The organism is Actinomadura rifamycini DSM 43936, assembly GCF_000425065.1.
In the GTDB taxonomy this organism is placed as follows: Bacteria; Actinomycetota; Actinomycetes; order Streptosporangiales; family Streptosporangiaceae; genus Spirillospora; species Spirillospora rifamycini.
This window is the reverse complement of record NZ_AULB01000008.1, coordinates 82,875-103,666: the sequence shown is the minus strand read 5'-3', so window position 1 is coordinate 103,666 and position 20,792 is coordinate 82,875. Positions and strand designations below refer to the sequence as shown.

The window sequence follows — 20,792 nt, the reverse complement described above, 5'->3', positions numbered from 1 at the left end:
GCCGGGAACGGTGCGGCATCACTTCCTGGCCGCCCAGTAGGCGGATCCCGGCCAGTCCCGGTGGCGGCCTTCGCGGTCCCACCACTCGACGGCCTTGTCGACGGCGAGGCCGCCGGTCCAGAGGTCCTCGGGGTCGTCCGGCATGAGGACCTCGCGGAGCGCGTCGTCGAGCTGCCACGACTCGTGTATGGCGAGTTCGCCGGTCTCCGGGTCGTGGTAGAGCGCCGCGACCTCGGCCGGGAGGAGCGCCGCCTCGCGTTCGCGGCCGACCGTGTACGGGAACCCGTACGCGGCGGACGCCGCCGTGTGCAGGCGCAGCCCGGTGGCGTCGGCCAGGCGGTGGATCTGTCGCACGTCGTAGGGGGCGGGGCCGCGCTCGTCCAGCAGGCGCAGGAACCGGGCGATGCGGTCGGCGCCGCCCCAGCCCTGCGGGCGCGGCTCGTACTTGTTCGTCCAGCCGGCGAAAGAGGTGCGGCGGAAGACCGCGTCGGGGGAGTATTCGATCGCTTCCGAGCCGTAGGTCAGCATGGCCCCGTCCGGGGTTCGCCAGACCCGGTCGTCCGCGGCCTGCTCGGGCATCGCCCGGAACTGCAACCGCCGCCACCGGCCGCTGCCGTCGCCCCACGGCGTGTCGCCCAGCGCGCCCAGCAGGTCGCGCGCCTGCGCGCGCGCGAAGTCCGGCGACCACGGGCGGGACGCCCGCAGCGCCTCGCCTCCCAGCGTGCCGAAGAGCAGCCGGTTCGGCATGGGCGGGACGGCGCGGTCGAGCGGCACCGGGGCGTCGGGCGCGGGACCGGACGCCGCGGCCTCGCCCAGTACCTCCGCGAGGCGCCGGACGGCCGGGACCTGGTCGATGCGGCGGCCGGCCCGCAGCCCGCTCGCGCTTCGGACCCGGCCGGGCAGCCCGGCGGGGTGCTCCCGGCCGAGGGCGTCGCAGAGCCGCAGCGCCAGGAGCACGAGACGGGCGGCTTCGGCCAGCATCGCCCGGACGGTGTCGCGCAGCACCGGGTCGGTGATCTCGGGCAGGACCCGGGCGAGCTCCGCGTCCAGCTCCCCCTCGCCGATCAGCGCCGCGCCGACCAGGTCGCGAACGGTACCGCGCTCCACCCGGCGCAGTGCCGCCGAGCCGTCCGGGTCGGCGGGCGCCAGGTGCGGCCAGAAGCCGGGCGGGACGCCCGTGAACGCCCGCCGGCGCGTGACCGTCCGGCCGTCGGCGCGCACCTCCAGAACGCCCCGGTCGAGCGCGACCCGGACGGGTTCGGCGGCTCCGGGGAACGTGACCGGGACGGACGTCGCGCTCTGCGGCCACGGCAGCCGTTCGCCCGCGGGAATCTCGACACGGTCGTTGCCCGCCACCCGGAGCGTCGTCGGCCGTCCCCTGAATACACACGACAGGAAGGTGTCCGTGCCGTCGAACCAGGGGACGAGCCTGCTGAAGTCGCTGAACCACCTCGCGCTTCCCGGGAAGAAGGGCAGCTCTCCCTCGTGCACCGGTCCGCCCGGTCCGTGCACGGCGATGCGCATGCGGGACGTGAACGTGAGAAAGTCGCCGTGCAGGGCGGCGCTCGCCCCCTCGACCCAGCCCTCCGGGGGACGGAACTCCTCGGGGAGTCCGGCGCGCAGCGCCCGCCACGCCGCGTCCACCGGGTCGGCGGCGGCGACGCCGTCGACGAGTCCGGTCCCGGCGGCGTCCGCGTCCATCGGCAGCCGCCGGGAGACCGCTACGGCCTCGGCCACCGGCGCCAGCCGGGGCAGCGCCTCCGCGAGGCCGTCGAGTCGGCCCGCCGCGCATTCCTCCCGCCACTCCGCGAACTGCTCCTCCAGAACCCGGCGGACCGGCCCGTGCTTCATCATCTTCCGCACCGCGGAGGGATAGTCGATATTGGCGGCCCTGCCGATAGCGCGGATGTAGGCGTCCAGGTCGCGACGCGCCTCGTGCTCCTTCTCCGGGTCCCCGAGCCGCGCCGCGAGCCGCAGGAGGTCGCCCCTCTCAGCACTGAAGGACGGCCACAACGCGTCGGTCCCGGACAGCGGGTGCGCGCGCGGGTTCTCGCGGCAGGCGACCGGGTCGGCGTCCACGGCGAAGCGCGGATCGGGCGGAGGGAACGCCCATGCGCCGGCGTCGTACGCCAACCCCATCGCGTCGTCCAGATGCAGCGGTCCGATGTCCCGGTACCAGTCGCGCGGCAGCCGTCCCGCTCCCGACCTCCCGACCAGCAGCCGCCAGAGGTGCTCGGTGCGGGCGTGGACGTCCGGCGGGGTGCCGGGGCCGGGAGCGGGACGCGCCGCCAGCAGCAGCTCGAACGCCTCGTCGTCCCGGGCGAGGTCGCGCAGCGCGGCGCCCAGTTCCGCCCACATGCCGATGGGCGCCCGCGGCAGCAACCCGTCCCGCAGCAGCCGCTCGGCGACGAACCGCCGCTCGGTGTCCGGGCGGGTGCCCGCCGCCCGCGCCAGGCGTGCCAGGTCGGGCATGGCGTAGGCGGGGACGGCGCCCGCGTCGAAGAACGCGCCCAGTGCCTCGCGCGCCCACCGGTGCGCCGTCCGCGGGTCCGGGTGGTCCGCCAGCCGCCGCAGATGTTCGGTCAGCGGACGCTCGTCGACGTCGCCGGACGCGACGCGCTCGACGAGCGCCCACTGCTCCCGCGCCACGGCCCCCTCCGCGTCCGGGATCTGCTCCGCCATCGCACCTCCGTCTCGTCGTGGTCCGCCGAGCCCCCCTCGGCGGACACCGCGTACGGCACTGTGACGATCTTGGACGGCGGCGGGATCCGGCCCGGCCGAAAATCGTTTGCGGGGCCCCGGGGCGCGGTTGGTACCGTCGGTCCCGTGCCACGCTTGTTCTTCCTCTGATCCCCTTCCGGACGGCCCGTCCCTCGCGCAGCGCGAGCCGCGGGCGGTCTGACGCTGCCATCAGCCAGCTCGAAGGCGCACCGTCCACGTGCCGTCCGCACGTGCGCGCCTCCGTCCGGAGGAAGAATGAACACCCTCTCCATCACCCTGCCCGCGCGCGCCCGCGCCCAGCTCGTCGCCGACGGGATCCGCGTCGCCCGCGGCGGGCGCACCGTCCTCGACGGCGTCACCCTGACCGTTTCGCCCGGCGCGCGCTGGGGGATCGTCGGCGAGAACGGCCGCGGCAAGACGACCCTGCTGCACGTCCTCGCGGGCGTCCTCACGCCCGACGAGGGCGCCGTCCAGCGCGTCGGCACCCTCGGGATCGCCGAGCAGGCCATGCCCGCCGGGGACGGCGCCACGGTCGGCGACGCGGTCGACGCCGAGCTCGCGGACGCCCGCGCCGCGCTGCGCGCCCTCGACGACGCGACCGCCGCGCTCACCGACGGGCGGCCCGGCGCCGACGACGCCTACACCGCCGCGCTCGACGCGGCCGAGGCCCTCGACGCCTGGGACGCCGACCGCCGCGTCGACCTCGCCCTGGAGCACCTCGGCGCCGTCACCGACCGGACCCGCCCGCTCGCCGCGCTGTCCGTCGGGCAGCGCTACCGGGTCCGGCTCGCGTGCCTCCTCGGCGCCGAGCACGACTTCCTGCTGCTGGACGAGCCGACGAACCACCTGGACGCGTCCGGGCTCGACTTCCTCACCGCGCGGCTGCGCGCCCACCCCGGCGGCGTGGCGGTGGTGAGCCACGACCGGGCGCTGCTGTCCGACGTCGCCACGACCGTCCTCGACCTCGACCCGAGCCGCGACGGGCGGCCCGCCGTGTACGGCGGCGGCTTCGCCGGGTACCGGGAGGGGCGCGAGGCGGAGCTGCGGCGCTGGGAGGACGAGTACGACCGGCAGCGGGCCGAGCACGCGCGGCTCACCCGCGACCTGTCGGAGGCGCAGAACCGGCTCGTCACCGGGTGGCGCCCCGACAAGGGGACGGGCAAGCACCAGCGGGCGACGCGGGCGCCCGCGCTCGTCCGGTCCGTGCACCGCCGCCGCGACGACCTGGAGCGGCACGCGGTGACCGCGCCGGTGCCGCCGCTGCGGTTCCGGATGCCCGGCCTCCCGGCGCGGCCGGGCGCCCGGCTGCTCACCGCGACGGACGTCCGGGTCGACGGGCGGCTGCACCGGGCGGCGTCGGTCGCGCTGGAGTCGGGCTCGCGGCTGGTCGTGACCGGGCCGAACGGCGCGGGCAAGTCGACGCTCCTGGCGGTGCTGGCCGGGACCGTCGAGCCGACGTCCGGGTCGGTGCGGCGGGCGCGCAAGGCGCGGGTGGAGCTGCTCGCGCAGGAGTCGCCGAGCGCGAGCGGCCGCCGCGCCCGCGACGTGTTCGCCGCGCGCGTCGGGCGGCTCGTCGGCACGGGCGTCCTCGCCGAGGGGGAGGCGGTCGCGCTGGGCGACCTCGGCCTGCTGCCGCCGGCGGACGCGGGCCGGCCGATGCGCGAGCTGTCCATGGGGCAGCAGCGCCGCCTCGACCTCGCGATGGCGCTGGCCGCGCGCCCGCACGTCCTGCTGCTGGACGAGCCGACGAACCACCTGTCGATCGCCCTCGTGGACGAGCTGACCGAGGCCCTCGGCGCGACCCCGGCGGCGGTGGTGCTCGCCACCCACGACCGTCAGCTCCAGAAGGACGCGGCGCCCTGGCCGCGCCTCGACCTGAGCGGGGACTGACCCGGGACGCCGCCCCGGCGGTGACGGCCCCGGACGCGCGCGCGGGAACGCGCGACGCCGTCCGGGGCGCCGGGGCGCGCGGGTGACGGCCGGGACGAGCGGACATGATCACGAAAGGTTCGGGCGCGTGCCAGCGGGGATCCCCTGAGCAGAGATGCCGTCGCCGGTTCCCGCGCTCCGGATCATGCGGGGCCGGGCCGCCCGTCCGCGGGCGTCCTGAGGGGAGGTCCCGCCGTGGTCGTCGCGATCCTGGTCTGCGGGGTCCTCGTGTACGCGCTGTTCGACCTCGTGCGGACGGGCGTGCGGCGGAGGCGCGCCGCGGCCGCCCACGCGGCGGCGGCCGCCGCGTGGGCGGAGGAGCTGGAGACCCTCGGGCCGATGCTGTGGACCGAGGCCGACCAGGAGTGGCTGGAGAGCCGCCGGATCAGCCTGCCAAGGTGAAGCTCAGGACGCCGTCGACGTCCCGGCGGCGCACGAGGCCGCGGTTCTCCAGGGTGCGCAGGTGCGCGGCGGCCTCGCCGGTCGCCATCCGGCGGGCCTCCAGGGGCATCTCGGTCCACGGGTGCCGCCAGGTGAGGCCCGCCGCCACGTCCCACAGGGCGGTCGGGGCCGCCGACAGCAGCGCGGTCACCTCGCCGAGCCGCTCCTCGTGGTGCTCGACGATCTCGCGGACGCGCGCGGGGAGGTCGGCGAACCGGTACTGGTGGGCGGGCAACACCTCGTCCACGGTCATCTCGCCGATGCGGGCGAGCGAGCCGAGGAACGCGCCGAGCGGGTCGACGTCCGGGATGTCGTAGGGGTACAGCCCGATGTGCGGGGTGATGCGCGGCAGGACGTGGTCGCCGGTGAAGATGCGGTCCGCGTCCTCCAGGTGCAGGCAGATGTGGCCGGGGGAGTGGCCCGGGGTGTGGATCGCGCGGAGCTTGCGCCCCGGCAGGTCGATCAGGTCGCCGTCGGACAGCTCCCGGTCGGGGATCGCGGGCGGGTCGACCCGGCCGCCGCCGCCGCCGGCGAAGCCCTCCAGCTCGGCCGCGGACGCCCCGGCGCGCTTCATCGAGTCGTGCTCGATGCCGGTGCGCTGGGCGCGGTCGACCGAGTTGAACAGCCGCACGATCTCGGCGTCCGCGCGGTGCATCGCGATCCACGCGCCGGACGTCTCCCGCACCCGGCCCGCGAGGCCCGCGTGGTCGGGGTGGAAGTGCGTGACCACCACCCCGTGCACGTCGGCCGCGTCGATGCCGAAGGTCGCGAGGCCGCCCGTCAGGGCCGTCCAGGCGTCCTCGTGCTGCCAGCCGGCGTCGATCAGGACGGGGCCGCGCGGGCTGTCCAGCGCGTACACCAGCGTGTACGCGAGCGGGTTGCCCGGGATGGGCACGGGAACGCTCCACAGGCCCCCGCCGAGGTCCTCCGGTTCCGGCTGCAATGGCAGACCGCCTTTCGCGCCTGGGGACGCCCGCGCCCGGGGCCGGGCGCGGGCGGTGCAACTGTCTCCGCGCCCGGACGGGGTCCGGGTGCGGACGCGTCCGGGGTCAGACGCGCTCGAGGATGGTCGCGGTCGAGAGGGCCCCGCCGCAGCACATGGTGACGAGGGCCGTCCCCGCGTCGCGGCGCTCCAGCTCGTGCAGCGCGGTGGTGATCAGCCGGGCGCCGGTGGCGCCGACGGGGTGGCCGAGGGCGATGGCGCCGCCGTTGACGTTGACCTTGTCCATGTTCGGCTCGTGGACGGACGCCCACGACAGCGCGACGGACGCGAACGCCTCGTTGACCTCGGTGATGTCGATGTCGTTCATCGTCATCCCCGCGCGGGCCAGCACCCGCTCGGTGGACTGCACGGGGCCGTCCAGGTGGTAGTACGGCTCGCCGCCCACGAGCGCCTGGGCCTTGAGGCGCGCGCGCGGGCGCACGCCGAGCGCCGCGGCCTTCTCCTCGGACATGACGACGACGGCCGCGGCCCCGTCCGAGATCTGCGAGGACGTCCCGGCGGTGTGCAGGGCGTCCTCGCCGAGGACGGGCTTGAGCTTCGCGAGGCCCTCGGCGGTGGTCTCCCGCAGGCCCTGGTCGCGGGTCACCGTGCGGGTCTCCCCGGTCGGGTTCCCCTCGGCGTCCAGGACGGGCGCCTCGACGGGGACGATCTCGCGCTCGAACCGGCCGTCGGCCCACGCCTTGGCGGCGAGCTGCTGCGACCGGGCGCCGAACGCGTCGATGTCGGCGCGGGTGAACCCGCGGCGGGCCGCGATCCGCTCGGCGGCGCCGAACTGGTCCGGCATGTCGAGCGACCAGTCGTCCGGGCGCGGGTCGGCGGGGTAGACGTTGGCGCCGAGCGGCGTGCGGCTCATCACCTCGACGCCGCAGCCGATGGCGACGTCCACGACACCGGCCGCCACCTGCGAGGCGGCGAGGTGGACGGCCTGCTGCGCGGAGCCGCACTGGGCGTCGACGGTCGTGACCCCCGTCTGCCAGGGCAGCCCCGCGTACAGCCAGGCGTAGCGGCCGATGTGGCCGCCCTGCTCGCCCGCCTGCGTGACGCACCCGGCGAAGACCTGTTCCACCTGGTCCGGGTCGATGCCGGAGCGCTCGACGGCGGCGGTCAGCACGTGCGCGAGGACGGCCTGGGCCTTCAGGCCGGCGAGCACGCCGTTCCGCTTGCCGAGCGGCGTCCGCACGGCCTCGACGATCACCGGGTTCCCCATGCGGTCTCCTTCTAGAACGCGATTCGCTTTCGAAGGTAACGCGTTCTAGTTCGGGTCGGAAGGGCGGTCCCGGAGAGTGAGATCGCCGCGACGGGTCAGCGGAAGCGGACGGGCAGCTCCTTGATCCCGTTCAGCCAGGCCGAGCGGAGCCGCCGCGGCTCGCCGGCCCGGGCGATGTCCGGCATCCGGTCGGCGATCGCGTCGAAGATCAGCCCGATCTCCAGCCGCGCGAGGTTCGCCCCGATGCAGTAGTGCGCGCCGGTGCCGCCGAACCCGAGGTGCGGGTTGGGGGAGCGGCGCACGTCGAACGCGGCCGGGGCGTCGAAGACGTCCTCGTCGAAGTTCGCCGAGCTGTAGTACATGGCGAGGCGCTGCCCGGCCTTGATCTCCACGCCGCCGAGCTCGGTGTCGCGGACGGCCGTGCGCTGGAACGCCGTCACCGGCGTCGCCCACCGGACGATCTCGTCCGCCGCCGTCGCGGGGCGCTCGGCCCGGTACAGCTCCCACTGCTCCGGGTGGTCGAAGAACGCGATCATCCCGTGCGTGATCGCGTTCCGGGTCGTCTCGTTGCCGGCCACCGCGAGCAGGATCATGAAGTAGCCGAACTCGTCGTCGGTGAGGCCCCGGCCGTCCACGTCCGCCTCGACCAGCTTCGTGACGATGTCGTGGGCGGGGCAGCCGCGGCGCTGCTCGGCCAGCTCCATCGAGTAGCCGATGATCTCCGCGGCGGCGCACGCCGGGTCGCCCTCGTACTCGGGGTCGTCGTAGCCGAGCATCTGGTTCGACCAGGAGAACAGCCGCCCCCGGTCCTCCTGCGGGACGCCCATCAGCTCGGCGATCGCCTGCAGCGGCAGCTCGGCGGCGATCTCGGTGACGAAGTCGCCGGTGCCGCCGCGGCGCCGCGCGTCCGCCACGATCCGCTCCGCGCGGTCCCGCAGGGCGTCGTGCAGCCCGTTGATCACGCGCGGGGTGAAGCCCCGGGAGACGATCCGGCGCAGCTTGGCGTGCGTCGGCGGGTCCATGTGCAGCAGCAGGTTCTCGCGCTGGACGTCCAGCTCCTCGGGCGCGAACCGCTCGTTGAACCGGATCACCGAGCCGTTCCGGGCGGCCGAGAACAGCTCGTGGTCGCGCGAGATCTCCTTGATGTGCGCGTGCTTGCTGACCACCCAGAAGCCGTCGTCGTCGAAGCCCGTCGCGCCCCGTGGCTGCGGGTTCCACCACGGGCGGGCGGTGCGGCGCAGCGCCGCGAACTCGGCGAGCGGGACGCGCTCGGCCATCAGGTCGGGGCTGCTGAAGTCGAAGCCGGCGGGGACGGCGGTCTCGGGTGCGGCGGTCTCGGGTGCGGTGGCGGTCATGGCGGCGCTCCTTGCCTGCGACGACGCTGCTGCTCCGCCCACCGTAGAACGCGTTCCACGGGCCGGACAAGAGAAAATGAGACTCAAGTCTAATCAAGAGTCTTATTCAAGTGCTTGCTTGGTTGAATCGCACTTTCGGCAGGCGAAACGGGCGCGGAACGTCCTGCCATGAGGACGTGATCGTTCTCAAGGTGAGGGGCGGTGAGCTTCGTCACCGGGCGAACCAGGTTTAGATAGAACACGTTCTAGTGAGCGTGTGGCGTCGGACACGCTGTCGCCGAACAACCGAGAGTTCACTCTCGGTTGTGTTAGCTTCGCTGGAGCATTAAGTGATAGTTGCGTATCGCTTGTGGCCGTCCCCGCGCGGGCGCCGCCCGATCCGCCGAGCGCGATCCGTCGTGATCATCCGAAAGCTCCCACGGAGGCTCGATACATGTCCCATGCGCAACCCCGGTCCGCGGAGCGGGAGGTGCCCGCGCCGGTGCGGGTGAACCTGGTCGTGGCGGTCCTCGCGTTCAGCGGGATCGTGGTCTCGCTGATGCAGACCCTGGTGATCCCGATCGTCCCCGACCTGCCCCGGCTGCTGGACGCCTCGGCGGCGGACGCCGCCTGGGCGGTCACCGCCACGCTGCTCGCCGCGGCCGTCGCCACCCCGGTGAGCGGACGGCTCGGGGACATGTACGGCAAGCGCCTCATGCTGCTGGTCAGCGTGGCCGCGATGGTGGCCGGCTCGGTCACGGCGGGGCTCAGCGACACCCTCCCGCCGATGATCGTCGCGCGGGTGCTGCAGGGGCTGTCGGCCGGCGTGATCCCGCTCGGCATCAGCATCATGCGCGACGAACTGCCCGCCGAGCGGCTGCCGTCCGCCATCGCCCTGATGAGCGCCTCCCTCGGCGTCGGCGGCGCCTTCGGCATGCCCGCCGCCGCGCTCATCGCCGACACCTTCGACTGGCACGCCCTGTTCTGGTTCTCCGCCGGCCTCGGCGGCGTCGCGTTCCTGCTCGTGCTGACCCTGGTGCCGGAGTCGCGGATGCGGACCGGCGGACGGTTCGACCTGGTCGGGGCCGCCGGCATGGCGATCGGTCTGGTCTGCCTGCTGCTGGCCATCTCGCAGGGCGCCGACTGGGGCTGGACGAGCGGCACGACCCTCGGCCTGTTCGGTGCGGCCGCCGCCGTCCTGCTGGTGTGGGGCGCGTTCGAGCTGCGCGTCCGGGACCCGCTGGTCGACCTGCGCACCACCGCGCGCCGGCAGGTGCTCGTCACCAACATCGCGTCGATCGCGATCGGCTTCTCCATGTTCGCGATGTCGCTGGTCATCCCGCAGGTCGTCCAGCTTCCGGTGGCCACCGGGCACGGCCTCGGCGAGTCGCTGCTGGTCGCGGGCCTGGTCATGATGCCCGGCGGGCTGGTGATGATGGCGACGGCACCGGTCTCCGCCGCCATTTCCAGGAGTGCGGGGCCGAAGACCACCCTGATGGCCGGCGCGCTGATCGTCGCCGCGGGGTACGGGGTGAACATCCTGCTGATGGAGGAGATCTGGCACCTCGTGCTGGCCACCTGCGTCATCAGCGCCGGCATCGGCTTCGCGTACGGGGCGATGCCCACGCTCATCATGGGCGCGGTGCCCGCGTCCGAGTCGGGGGCGGCGAACAGCCTCAACACGCTGATGCGGTCCATCGGCACGTCGGTCGCCAGCGCCGCGGCGGGCGTCATCCTCGCCGAGATGGTCGTGAGCCTCGGCGGTGTCCCGGTGCCCTCCGAGGACGGCTTCAAGGCGGTCATGGGCGCGGGGGCGGGCGCCGCCCTGCTGGCCTTCGCCATCGCCGCCCTCATCCCGCGGCGCCGTCCCGCCGCGCGGCCGCCCGCGTCGGGTACGGCGGTCGAGGGGGCGCCCGGCGGCGGCGCCCGCGAGCCGGCCGCCGCGGCCGACGTGAAGGAGGAGGCGCTCGCCGCCGCCCGGGGGCCCGGCGCCGCCGCCGCTCCGGCGACCCCGGCGGCCCCGGCGGGCCCGGGCCCGGCCGTCCCGTCCGGCGCGCCGGACGGGACGGGCGCGGCCGGGATCCCCGTCACCGGGCACGTCCGCGGGGCGGAGGGCGCGCCCGTGGCGGGCGCCGCGGTGACGCTGATCTCGCAGGCGGGACGCCAGGTGGGCCGGGCGGTCGCGCACCGCGACGGCGCGTACGTGCTCACCGCGCCGGACACCGGCTCCTACGTGCTGATCGCCTCCGCCGACGGCCACCAGCCGCAGGCCGCGTCGATCGCGGTCGGCGGCGCGCCGGTCGCGCACGACGTCCTGCTGGGCGGGACGAGCGGCCTGTCCGGCGCGGTGCGGTCGGTGCCCGGCGGGGCGCCGGTCGCCGGGGCCGTGGTCATCGTGACGGACGTGCGCGGCGACGTCCTGGCGACGGCGGAGACCGGCCCGCGGGGCGAGTTCGCCGTCGCGGACCTGGTCCCGGGCGCGATGACGCTCGCGGTCAACGCGCCCGGGCACCGGCCGCAGGCCGTCCCCGTCGAGGTCGGCGCGGGCGCCGCCACCCGGGTCGAGGTGGAGCTCCGCGCTGGCGCGCACGTGCGGGGCACGGTGCGCGGCGCGGGCGCGCCGCTCGGCGGCGCCCGGGTGACGCTGGTCGACGCGGCCGGGAACGCGGTCGCGACGACCACGACCGGCCCGGACGGCGCCTACGCCTTCTCCGACCTCGACGGCGGCGCGTACACGGTCATCGCGACCGGCTACCCGCCGACGGCGACCGCGGTCACCGTCACCGGGAGCGGGCTGGACGGCCACGACATCGACCTCGCGCACGGCGACGGGTAGCCGCCGTCCGGGCCCAGACCGGCCCGCCCCGGCGGCGCGTCAGCCGCCCGGGCGCCGGATCAGCAGCGGAGCCGGGGGCGGCAGCGGGCTCGCCGCCTCCGGCTTGAGCCCGTCGAGGAGCAGCCCGACGTAGCGCCGCCAGCCGTCCTCCCGCGGGTCGAGCGTCCACAGCACGCTGACCAGCATGGACATGATCCGGCGGACGTCGTCGGGCACGAGGTCGCCGCGGACGAGCCCGGCCTCCTGGCCGCGCCGGATCAGCGGGGCCAGCGACGCGAAGAACCGGGCGCCCGCGTCCACCGGGGAGCCGCCGGCGTTCCGGGCGGCGGCGACCATGTTGTAATCGCGGGCGGTGAGCGCCACGGCCGTCTCGATCACCCGGGCCAGCCCGCGGCGCGGATCCGGGTCGTCCAGGGCCTCCTCGATGACCGGCGCGAGCTCCTCGGTGAAGCTCTGGTCGAGGGCGGCCCGGACGAGGACGGCCTTGTCGGGGAAGCGGCGGTACAGCGTCGCGATGCCCACGCCCGCGCGGCGGGCGATCTCCTCCAGCGGCGCGTCGGGGCCCCGCTCGGCGTAGACCCGCCGCGCGGCCCGCAGTATCTTCGCGGAATTGCGGGCCGCGTCGGCGCGCAGCGGTCGGGAAGCTTCGCTCGGCACCTGCTCAGCCTATCAACCGATAGTGAACTATCGGTTTTGGCTCGGCGCTTGAAAAACGGCGCGGTGTCCGGTGGGTGCCGGCGTCAACTACCGTGGAGGCGTCCGCCCCCCGCGCCGGAGACGTCCGATGCCCGCAGATTTCGACGAGCCCGTGTTCGACGAAGACTTCGTCCGCGGTGCCGCGTTCACCGAACCCTCGGCACGAGAGCGGGCCCGCCCGCCGAGCCGCCGCGACCGGCGGGCGGCCCACCGCGCCGCGCGGCGCCGCGGCCGGGCCGCGCGCCCGCCGCGCGGCCGCCGGTTCCGCGACCCGAGCCACCGGATGGCCGTCGCGCAGCTCCTCGGCGGCATCATGGTGCTCCTCGCGATCTCGGTCGCGCTCTGGTGGTGGAACTCGCCGTCGCGCGAGATGGAGGCGCCCGGCCGGGTCGAGCCCGCCCCGACGACCACGGTGTCGCCGCCCGTGCCGTCCGCGGAGCCGTCCGGCGAGCCGGTGCCCCCGCGCATCTGACCCGCCCGGCCCGCCGGGCCCCGGTGGCCCCCGCTCACCAGGACGTGCGGACGTCAGGGGGCCGGCGCCACCCGCAGCTCCGCGTACGACGGGACGAGCACCCGCCGCGCCGCCCGCCGGCGCGTGATCGTGTACGGGCGCCCGTCGGCCAGCAGCGTCGCCAGCATCCGCGCCACCTGCACGCGTGCCACGGCGGCGCCCAGGCACAGGTGGCGGCCCCCGCCGAACCACAGCTGCCGGGTCTCCGGGACGTACGGGCGGCGCACGTCGAACGGTCCCGCGCCGTTCGTCGCCAGGTACGTCAGGACCAGCACGCGCTCCCCGGCGCGCAGCGTCCGCCCCGCGACGTCCGCGTCCCGCACGACGTGCCGTCCGATGACGGGCGCGGGCGCGGCGACCCGCAGGCCCTCCCGCACCGCGCCGTCGAGGAGGGACGGGTCGTCCAGCAGGGCGCGCTGGCCGCCGGTGTCGTGGACGAGCGCGACCGTCCGGACGGTCCCGGACGCCCCGGTCTCGGTGCCCGCGATCACCAGCAGGGTCGCGAGGCCGCGCGCCATCGGCAGCCCGATGCCGGTCTCCCGGCAGCGGCCGAGCAGGGTCTCGGGCCCGCCCGTCCGGTACGCCTCGGGGACGTCCGCGGTGATGCCCTCGACGATCGCGCGGGCCCGCGCGACGGTCGCCGGGTCGAGCTCGGTCGAGGCCGCGGTGCCGAGCGCGAGGGCGGCGAGGCTCTCCCCGGCGCCGAACAGCGCCCGGTACGTCCCGTCCGGCCGGTCCGCGGGGAGGCCGAGGACGTCGGCGACCATCCGGCCGGCGAGGACGCGCGCGGTGTCGGCGACGTCGACGGCCTCGCCGGCGGCGAGGCGGCGGGCCAGGTCGGCGTGGTGGGCGCCCTGCGACCGGTCGATCAGCGCGCGGGCGGCGTCCTCGGTGAACAGGTCGCGGGCGGCGGTGCGGACCTCGGTGTGCCGCGCGCCCCCGAAGAACTGCCCCATCTCCGCGCCGAACAGCTGCGTCCACAGGTGGCCGACGCCGCCCTCGCCGTTCATGCCGAAGTGCTCGTGGTCGTTGAGGACGCGGCGGGCCAGGACGGGGTCGGTCACCACCCAGCCGAGCCGCGGCACGCGCGCCACCGGGCCGGTGCGCCGCCCGGCCTGCAGGAGGGCGAACAGCCCCCGGTTGCCGTGCCACAGCAGCCGAGCCTCGTGCCGCCGCGCCTCCGCCGCCGCCCTCGCGCTCGGTCCCGTCGCCGGCCGCGGTGCCGGCCGGGTCGTCTTCGTCCTGGTCACCAGGTGATTGTCGCGGATCGTGTCACCGGACGGACCGGCTGTATCGCTCATTCGGGATAAGTGGTAGTACTCACCTCGAACTGGGCTACTTCCCCGGTGGCCTTTCCGTAAGGTCTCGCTGTCCGGAGGGCGCCCACGTCGGCGAACCTGGCCGTCCTGGCCGCCGACCGAGCACGAGGAACCGGGGGACCCCATGAGAGCCCGCATCACCGCCGTCGCCGCGCACCTGCCGGAGCGGACCGTGAGCAGCGCCGAGGTCGAGGCGCGCATCGCCCGCGAGAGCGCCGGCTACCGGCCGCACCCCACGATCGTCGAGCGGATGACCGGGATCCGCGCCCGGCACGTCATGCGCGACGACGAGCAGGCGTCCGACCTCGCCGTCGCCGCCGCCCGCCGCGTCCTCGCCGCCCGCGGCCTCCGCCCGGACGGCGTCGACCTGCTGGTCTTCGGGTCGGCGTCGCAGGACCTCGTCGAGCCCGCCACCGCCCACATCGTCGCCGCGAAACTCGGCGCGACCTGCCCCGTCTTCGACGTCAAGAACGCCTGCAACAGCTTCCTCAACGGCCTGCAGACCGCCGAGGCGCTGATCCGCACGGGGCAGCACGAGCGCGTGCTGGTCTGCACCGGCGAGAGCCCGTCCCGCGCGATCCGCTGGAGCGTCCGCGACCGCGCCCAGTTCGTCGACGCGTTCGCCGGCTACACCCTCTCCGACGGCGGCGCCGCGATGCTCGTCGAGGCCGCCCCCGACGGCGGGATCTTCTACCGCGACTTCGCGGCCGCCTCCGCGTCCTGGCAGATCGGGACGCTCCCCGGCGGCGGCTCCATGCACCCCCGCGACCCCGAGTACACCTACTTCAGCGGGGACGGCCGCCGCCTCAAGGACGCGTTCCTCGCGGGCGGCACCGAACTGTTCACGACCGCGCTCGAGAAGACCGGCCTGACCTGGGACGACTTCGCGGTCGTCGCCGTCCACCAGGTCACCGTCCCGTACCTGGAGGTGCTGCGCGCGGCCCTCGGGGTCCCGCCGGAGAAGCTCGTCGTGACGCTGCCCGACCACGGCAACGTCGCGTCCGCGAGCCTCCCGCTGCAACTGGCGACCGCCGTCGCCGACGGGCGCTGCGGGCCGGGCGACCGGGTCGCGCTCGTCGGCCTCGCGGGCGGCCTCAGCCTCGGCGTGCTGTTCGCGGAGCTGTGACCATGGACCTCTGGGTCGTCGTCCCCGCCTACAACGAGGAGCGCTCGATCGGAGCGACGCTGCGCCGCCTCGCCGAGCAGACCGACACCGCGTTCACGCTCGTCGTCGTCGACAACGCCGGCACCGACGCCACCGTGAAGATCGTCGAGGAGTTCGCCGCGGACGGCCCGGGCTTCGGCGTCCGGATCGTCCGGGAGGACGAGAAGGGCACCGGCGCCGCCGCCGACACCGGGTTCCGGCACGCCATCGCCGCCGGGGCCACGCACATCGCGCGCACCGACGCCGACTGCCTGCCGCACCGCGGCTGGATCGCGGCCGTGAAGCGGGCGTTCGGCGCGGGGCTCGAACTGGTCAGCGGGCCGCTGCGGCCCCGCACCGACGAGTTCCCGCTCAAGATGTGGGAGCGCACGCTGCTGCCCGCCGTCATCGACGCCGCCGCCCTGTTCGGCCGGTTCCGCCCCGGCAACCAGGACCCCCTCTACCTCGGGCCCTACGTGATGATGCCGGGCTGCAACCTCGCGATCACCGCCGACCTGTACGAGCGCGCGGGCGGCTTCCCGCGCACCCGCATCGAGGACGTCCACGAGGACCGCGCGCTCGTCAACCGCGTCCGGTACCTCACGTCCGCCTACGGGCTGCGCGACGACGTGGTCGTCTACGGGTCGGTGCGGCGGCTGCGCGCGTTCGGCCTGGTCCGGACCCTCGGCTGGTACGCCGACCACCGGTACCGGCCCGCGGAGGTCGACATCCGATGAACCGGGAACGCCGCCTCTACCTCGCCGCGCACCCGTTCGCGTACCCGCTGCTGCGCGGCCTCGCCCGGCGCGGCCCCGTCGTCCGGGTGCCCGGCGTGGGCGTCGTCGTGAACGACGCCGCCCTCGCCCGCGGCGTCCTCATGGACGGCGAGACGTTCCGCAAGGACGGCCCCGGATCGCCCGGCGACCTGTGGACGCCCGTGCTGGGGCCGTCCGTCCTGCTCAACATGGAGGGCGAGGCGCACCGGGCCCTCCGGCGCCGCCTCACCGACCTGTTCACCCCCGCCTACGCGGACGGCCTGTGCGCGCGCGTCCTGGACGGGCCGCTGGACCGGCTCGCCGGACGCCTCGCGGGCGGCGCGCCCGTCGACCTCGTGGACGCCGCGCGCGTCATGGCCGGCGCCGTGATCAGCGAGGTCGTCGGCCTGGAGCTGCGCACCGAGCACGAGTTCCGGCGGCTGTTCGAGCAGGGCGAGCGGGTCGTCTCGGCCGTCTCGCTGCGGACCCGGCGGCTGTCACCCGCGCAGGTCCGGCGCGCCCGCGCGGTGCTGGACCCGCTCGGCGACGCCGCCGCGAAGGCGTACGCCGCCGGGGACGAGTCGACCGTCATGGGACGCATGCGGACGCTCGGGCTGTCGGAGGAGGAGGCGCGCGGCGCCGCCGGGGCGTTCTTCCTCACCGGCACCGAGACCGTCGCGACGTTCACCCCCCGCCTCGTCGCCCTCCTCGCCGACTCCGGGCTGCTCGCCGACGCCGCCGCGTCCGACGGCTTCCTGGACCGGGCGATCGACGAGGCCATGCGGGTCACCACCCCGACGCCCGTCATGCTGCGCAGCGTGCACCGGCCGTCGCGGATCGGCGGCGCGGCCGTCCGGCCGGGCGACCGGATCCTCATCGCCACGCACAACTGCTGCCGCGACCTCGGGCCTTTCGACCCCGCCCGCCCGCACCCGCCCGAGCTGCGCCGCCTCTGGTTCGGCGCGGGCCCGCACTTCTGCATCGGCTACCCCCTCGCGCTGGCCCAGATCCGCCGCGTGGCCCGCACCGTCCTGGACGCCGCCCCCCTCCGGATCGTCGAACGCTCCGCCGCCCGGAACGTCCTGATCCCGACCTATCGCCGCCTCACGATCCGCAAGGAGCCCCGCCGATGACGCGCCCGCGTGCCTTGCCCGAGCCGACCGTCCGGCCGCGGACCCTCCCGCGGCGGACGCGCGCGGAGAGCGCGGCGCCTGCGCCGCGGCCGCGGCGCGAGCGGGCCGCCTGTTCAGGGGCGGGCCCGGCCGGCCGGGCCCGCGGAGGCGGCGCGGCGCTCGCGCCGCGCCTGCGGCGGGGGCGGGCCGCCCGGCCGGGGGAGGGGGCGCGATGACGCTCGTTCGGCGGTTGCTGGAGCAGGCGGGGCGGACGTCCGCGGCGGTCGCGCTCGTCGCGGGGGACGGCGCCGCGCTCACCTACGGGGAACTGCGGCGGCGGGTGCTGGCCGTCCGGCACGGGTTGATATCGGAGGGTCTGGAACCCGGGGACGGGGTGCTGTTCTCCGTGCGGCCGTCGCCGGAGTCGCTCGCGCTGGCGCTCGGCGTCGTCGCCGCCGGGGGAGTGGTCGTGTTCGCCGACCCGGGTGCCGGGCCGGAGATGTTCACCGCGCGGCTGCGGCTGGCGCGGCCCCGCTGGTCGGCGGCGGAGTCGGTCCTGTACGCGGGCAGCCGGCTGCGGCCCGTCCGGGCGTACGCGCGGCGCCGCGGGCTGCTCCTGCCGAACCTCGCCGAGCTGCGGGTCCCGGGCGCGGGGCCGATGCGGCACGTCCACGTGGGCCGGCGGCTGCCGGGCGTCCCGCGCGGCTCCCTCGCGTTCGCCCGCCTCGCGTCCGGCCCGGCGCCCGAACCCGCCGCGGACGCCGATCCGGACGCGCCCGCCGCCGTGATCTTCACGTCCGGGACGACGGCGGATCCGCGCGCGGTCGTCCACACGCAGGGATCGCTCGCGGCGGCGCTCGACCTGTTCCGGGCGCGGCTGCCGCTCGGCCCGGGCGACGTCGTCCACACCGACCAGCTCATGCTCGGGCTGCCCACGCTGATCTCCGGCGCCCGCTGGTCGCTGCCGCCGCTCGGCTGCCCGCCCGCCGAGTTCGCCCGGCTGCTCCGCGACCGCCGGGCGACGCACACGTTCTGCGTCCCCGTGCACCTCGCGGAGATCCTGGACGCGACGCCGGAGCTGCCGGGAACGCTGCGGCACGTCCTGCTCGGCGCTGCCCCGGCGCCGCCCGCGATCCTGCGGCGGGCCGCGGCGGCGGCGCCGTCGGCCGAGGTCGCGTCGGTGTACGCGATGACCGAGATCCTTCCGGTCGCGATCGCATCGGCGGAGGAGAAGCTCGCGTTCGCCGGGCCGGGCGACCTGCTCGGGACGCCGCTGCCGGGCGTCGGGGCGCGCGTCGCGGACGACGGCGAGCTGCTGCTCTCGGGCCCGAACCTGTGCCGCGGCTACCTCGGCGCCGACCCCCTGGACGAACTGCCGACCGGCGACCTCGCCCGCCTCGACGGCGGGCGGCTCGTCCTCACCGGCCGCAAGAAGGACATGCTGATCCGCGGCAAGTTCAACCTGTACCCGGGCCTGTACGAGCCGTCGATCGCCGCGCTCCCGGACGTCGCCGAGGCCGCGATCGTCGGCGTCCCGGACCCGTCCACCGGCGACGAGGAGGTGGTCCTGGCCGTCGTGCCCGCCGGTGCGGCCCCGCCCGGCCTGCCCGGACGGCTCCGCCGCGTCCTCCCGGACGTCATCGACCACGACGCGCTGCCCGACCGCGTCGTCGTCCTCCCCGAGCTGCCCCGCTCCGGCCGCACGCGCAAGCTCGACCGCGACCGGCTCCGCGAGGCGGTGGCGCGGTGAGGATCGCCGTGACCGGCGCGTCCGGGTTCGTCGGCGGCGCGGTGTGCCGCGCCCTCGCCGCCGAGGGCGCGACGGTCCTCGCGTTCGGCCGCCGTCCCGCCGTGGCCACGGGGCACGTGGGCGGCGCGCCCTACCGGCCGTGGGACCTCGCGCACGGCCCGCCGCCCGACCCGCCCCGCGTGGACGCGGTGATCCACTGCGCGGGGAGCGTCACCGACTGGGGACGCCCCGCCGGCCTGTTCGCCGCGAACCTCACCGGCACCCGCAGTGCCCTCGCGACGTTCCCGAACGCGCGGTTCGTGCACGTCAGCACGGCGAGCGTGTACGACCCGTTCCGGCCGAGCGCCATGGCGACCGAGGACGAGGCGCCCGTCCGCCGCTACATGAACGCCTACGGGGCCTCGAAGGCGGCGGCCGAACGGCTCGCGCTCTCCCGCGGCGCGGTCGTCCTGCGGCCGCACGCCGTCTACGGGCCCGGCGACACGACCCTGCTCCCGCGCGTGCTCTCCGCGGTGCGGGGGCCGGTGCTGCCCGCGGTCGGGACGGGCGGGCAGCGCGTCAGCCTCACGTCGATCGGCAACCTCGTGCAGGCGTGCACGCTGGCCGCGACCGTCCCGGACGTCGTCCCGCGCGCGTTCAACGTCGCCGACGCCGAACCCGTGACGATCGACGCGGCGTTCCGGGAGATCCTGCGCGAGCGCGGCGTCCGGGCCAGGCCGGTCTACGTCCCGGCGGCCCTGGCCCGCCCGGTCGCCGCCGTCGCCGAGGGCGCGTTCCTGCTGGCCGGACGTCCCGAACCGCCCCGGATCACCCGGTACGCGATCAGCCATCTCGCCGTCGAGCGGACCCTCGACATCACGGCGGCCCGCGGGATCCTCGGCTACCGGCCGCACCGGACGTCCTTCGCGGGGGCCGCCGACTGGTGATCGTCAACGTGCGGTTGACGGTCGGAACTACATCGGCACCGAGCACCTCCTTCTCGCGCTCCTCGAACTGGAGGACGGCGACGGCGTTTTGCCCCGGCCTCGGCGTCCGCCGGGACGCCGCCGAGGAGAGCATCTCCGCGGCCCCGGCCGCCGTCACCGGGTCCTGACCGCCCCCGGCCGGCGGCGCTCCCGCGCCGCCGGCCGATGAGTTCCGGGCGCCGCGCGGGTCGGAACGGGCATGGAAGAACTCATCAAGGCCAACGGCGTCGAGCTGTGCGCGGAGACCTTCGGCGACCCCGCGGAGCCGCCGATCCTGCTCATCGGCGGCACGATGCTCACCTGGCCCGACGCCTTCTGCACCCGCCTCGCGGCCCTGCGCCGCTTCGTCGTCCGGTACGACCTGCGCGACGTGGGCCGCTCCACCACCGTCGACCCGGACGCCCCCGGCTACACCCTCCGCGACCTCGTCGCGGACGCCGCCGCCCTGCTCGACGCGCTCGACCTGCCCCGCGCGCACGTCGCCGGCGCCGGTCCCGGCGGCTGGATCGCCCAGCTCCTCGCGCTGGACCACCCCGACCGCGTCGCCACCCTCACCCTCATCGGCACCCGGCCCGTCGCCCCCGGCCCGGTCGACCCCGACCTCCCCGACCACGCGCCCGAGGTCATGGAGGCGTTCATGAACGCTCCGCCGGTCGACTGGACCGACCGGGCGTCCGTCGTCGCCTTCCGGCTCGCGAGCGCCCGCGTGACCGGGGGCCGCGACTTCGACGAGGACGAGGCCCGCGCGGACATCGAGCGCGTCTACGACCGGACGCCCGCCGGCGACGACCCCGGCAAGGCGCACCGCGCGAACCAGATGGGCACCGTGTTCGCCGCCCTCGACTGCGGCGACCGCTGGCGCGAGCGGCTCCCCGAGATCACCGCCCCCGCGCTGGTGATCCACGGCGAGGACGACCCGTTCTTCCCGCTCGGCAACGCCGAGGCCCTCGCCGCCGAGATCCCCCGCGCCGAACTGCTGGTCCTCCCGCGCACCGGCCAGGGCCTCCCGCGCCGCACCTGGGACACGGTCGTCCCCGCCATCACCCGCCACACCGCCTGAGAGCGAGGC

At 76.0% G+C, this 20,792-nt stretch carries 16 protein-coding genes and 1 pseudogene; 11 read left to right on the top strand and 6 right to left on the bottom strand.

Annotated elements, in window-relative coordinates:
• Positions 1–18: 18 nt before the first annotated feature.
• Positions 19–2,682, bottom strand: a complete 2,664-nt coding sequence (locus H505_RS0105420) for a hypothetical protein (RefSeq protein ID WP_026401163.1) — start codon at positions 2,680–2,682, stop codon at positions 19–21.
• Positions 2,683–2,976: 294 nt separating this feature from the next.
• On the opposite strand from H505_RS0105420, the gene H505_RS0105415 reads away from it, so the two are divergent.
• Both H505_RS0105415 and H505_RS0105410 read left to right on the top strand, forming a co-directional pair.
• Entirely contained in the window at positions 2,977–4,611 is a 1,635-nt protein-coding gene (locus H505_RS0105415) for an ABC-F family ATP-binding cassette domain-containing protein (RefSeq protein WP_026401162.1), read from the top strand.
• 234 nt (positions 4,612–4,845) lie between these two features.
• Positions 4,846–5,052 carry a hypothetical protein gene (locus tag H505_RS0105410; protein WP_026401161.1) on the top strand — a complete coding sequence of 69 codons (207 nt, stop codon included), beginning with the start codon at positions 4,846–4,848 and terminating at the stop codon, positions 5,050–5,052.
• Here the strand turns inward: H505_RS0105410 and H505_RS0105405 are convergent.
• From H505_RS0105405 to H505_RS0105395, 3 genes are all read right to left on the bottom strand, one after another.
• On the bottom strand, positions 5,036–5,986 hold the full coding sequence (locus tag H505_RS0105405; RefSeq protein WP_245592445.1) for an MBL fold metallo-hydrolase: 951 nt from the start codon (positions 5,984–5,986) through the stop codon (positions 5,036–5,038). The two genes, H505_RS0105410 and H505_RS0105405, sit on opposite strands and share 17 nt — an antisense overlap.
• 154 nt (positions 5,987–6,140) lie before the next feature.
• Positions 6,141–7,301 (bottom strand): steroid 3-ketoacyl-CoA thiolase, encoded by a 1,161-nt coding sequence (locus H505_RS0105400; protein WP_026401159.1) that lies wholly within the window; start codon positions 7,299–7,301, stop codon positions 6,141–6,143.
• Between the two features lie 95 nt (positions 7,302–7,396).
• Positions 7,397–8,656 carry a cytochrome P450 gene (locus tag H505_RS0105395; RefSeq protein WP_026401158.1) on the bottom strand — a complete coding sequence of 420 codons (1,260 nt, stop codon included), beginning with the start codon at positions 8,654–8,656 and terminating at the stop codon, positions 7,397–7,399.
• Between the two features lie 433 nt (positions 8,657–9,089).
• On the opposite strand from H505_RS0105395, the pseudogene H505_RS51445 reads away from it, so the two are divergent.
• Positions 9,090–10,514, top strand: a pseudogene (locus tag H505_RS51445) (MFS transporter); the annotation flags it as partial.
• Between the two features lie 72 nt (positions 10,515–10,586).
• Positions 10,587–11,471, top strand: a complete 885-nt coding sequence (locus tag H505_RS51440; RefSeq protein ID WP_245592454.1) for an MSCRAMM family protein — start codon at positions 10,587–10,589, stop codon at positions 11,469–11,471.
• 39 nt (positions 11,472–11,510) lie between these two features.
• Here H505_RS51440 and H505_RS0105385 read toward each other — a convergent pair whose 3' ends face one another.
• Positions 11,511–12,128: a TetR/AcrR family transcriptional regulator gene (locus H505_RS0105385; RefSeq protein ID WP_034516825.1), complete on the bottom strand. Its 618-nt coding sequence runs from the start codon at positions 12,126–12,128 to the stop codon at positions 11,511–11,513.
• A 127-nt stretch (positions 12,129–12,255) separates the two neighbouring features.
• Here H505_RS0105385 and H505_RS0105380 point away from each other — a divergent pair, with 127 nt between their 5' ends.
• Complete coding sequence (locus tag H505_RS0105380) at positions 12,256–12,639, top strand: SCO2583/SCO2584 N-terminal domain-containing protein (protein WP_026401155.1); 384 nt, start codon at positions 12,256–12,258, stop codon at positions 12,637–12,639.
• Positions 12,640–12,692: 53 nt separating this feature from the next.
• On the opposite strand, the gene H505_RS0105375 is transcribed toward H505_RS0105380, so the two are convergent.
• Positions 12,693–13,928 (bottom strand): cytochrome P450, encoded by a 1,236-nt coding sequence (locus H505_RS0105375; protein WP_233617773.1) that lies wholly within the window; start codon positions 13,926–13,928, stop codon positions 12,693–12,695.
• A gap of 193 nt (positions 13,929–14,121) precedes the next feature.
• Between H505_RS0105375 and H505_RS0105370 the strand changes: the two genes are divergently transcribed.
• From H505_RS0105370 to H505_RS0105345, 6 genes are all read left to right on the top strand, one after another.
• The gene (locus tag H505_RS0105370; RefSeq protein ID WP_026401153.1) at positions 14,122–15,123 is read left to right on the top strand and encodes a 3-oxoacyl-ACP synthase III family protein; all 1,002 of its coding nucleotides are present in this window, start codon (positions 14,122–14,124) and stop codon (positions 15,121–15,123) included.
• A 2-nt stretch (positions 15,124–15,125) separates the two neighbouring features.
• Positions 15,126–15,878 (top strand): glycosyltransferase family 2 protein, encoded by a 753-nt coding sequence (locus tag H505_RS0105365; protein ID WP_026401152.1) that lies wholly within the window; start codon positions 15,126–15,128, stop codon positions 15,876–15,878.
• Positions 15,875–17,029, top strand: coding sequence for a cytochrome P450 (locus H505_RS0105360; RefSeq protein WP_026401151.1), 1,155 nt, complete (start codon positions 15,875–15,877; stop codon positions 17,027–17,029). Before H505_RS0105365 ends, H505_RS0105360 begins: the two co-directional genes overlap by 4 nt.
• Before the next feature lie 211 nt (positions 17,030–17,240).
• Positions 17,241–18,758 carry a class I adenylate-forming enzyme family protein gene (locus H505_RS0105355; RefSeq protein ID WP_026401150.1) on the top strand — a complete coding sequence of 506 codons (1,518 nt, stop codon included), beginning with the start codon at positions 17,241–17,243 and terminating at the stop codon, positions 18,756–18,758.
• Entirely contained in the window at positions 18,755–19,684 is a 930-nt protein-coding gene (locus H505_RS0105350; RefSeq protein ID WP_026401149.1) for an NAD-dependent epimerase/dehydratase family protein, read from the top strand. The genes H505_RS0105355 and H505_RS0105350 overlap by 4 nt, the downstream gene beginning before the upstream one ends.
• Before the next feature lie 238 nt (positions 19,685–19,922).
• A complete protein-coding gene (locus tag H505_RS0105345) occupies positions 19,923–20,783 on the top strand; it encodes an alpha/beta fold hydrolase (protein ID WP_026401148.1) in 861 nt (286 codons plus the stop codon).
• Positions 20,784–20,792 lie beyond the last annotated feature (9 nt).